This is a genomic window from Rhodovulum viride (assembly GCF_003265965.1).
GTDB lineage: Bacteria > Pseudomonadota > Alphaproteobacteria > Rhodobacterales > Rhodobacteraceae > Rhodovulum > Rhodovulum kholense.
Map to the genome: position 1 here is coordinate 1 of NZ_MUAV01000137.1, position 751 is coordinate 751.

1 pseudogene is annotated in these 751 nt (G+C 73.6%); it reads left to right on the forward strand.

Features of this window, described 5'->3' with window-relative positions:
* Positions 1 to 751: pseudogene (locus BYZ73_RS23150) on the forward strand (hypothetical protein); the annotation flags it as partial.

A 751-nucleotide genomic window follows, 5' to 3' on the forward strand; every position in this document is an offset into this window, starting at 1 on the left:
CCGAGGACCTGATCGACGATGTCGCGCCCGGCACCTATGTCTTCGGCGCGCGCGGGCGCAACACCCGCGGCATGTGGTCGGACTGGACCTTCGCGGGCGCGACCGCGGTGCAGGGGATCAACGCGCCGCCCGTGGCGCTGAGCGGGCTGGCGGGCCAGGCGGCCGGGGGCGCGGTGGCGATGCTGCGCTGGGACCGGCACCCGTCGCTCGACGTGCGCCAGGGCGGCTGGATCGAGATCCGCCATTCCGCGGCGCTGACCGGCGCGACCTGGCAAAGCTCGGTCACCGTCGGCAAGGCGGTGCCGGGCGGGGCGACCGAGGCCACGCTGCCGCTGAAGTCGGGCAGCTATCTCGCGCGCCCCTATGACGCGACCGGCATTCCGGGCCCGGTCAGCGCGGTCGCGCTGCGCGCCGCCTCGCTGGTGCCGATGACAGAGGTCGCCCGGCTCGACGAGGCGCCGGGCTTTGCCGGGACCAAGGCGGATTGCTCGGCCGCGGGCGGCGTGCTGTCGACCGACGAGGGCGCGACCCATGCGCTCTATGACTTCTCGGCCGTCCTGAACCTGGGCACGGCCGGGCCGGTGCGGCTGGTCAGCAATGTCGAGGTGCTGATCGAGGAGCGGCGGGATCTGATCTTCGGCCCCGGCACGGCCGCCTTCTGGTCCCCGCCCGACGCGCTCTTCTGGCAGGGCAGCACCGATGCCTATGGCGATCTCGACACCCAGGTCCGGGTCCATGACGACGCGACCGC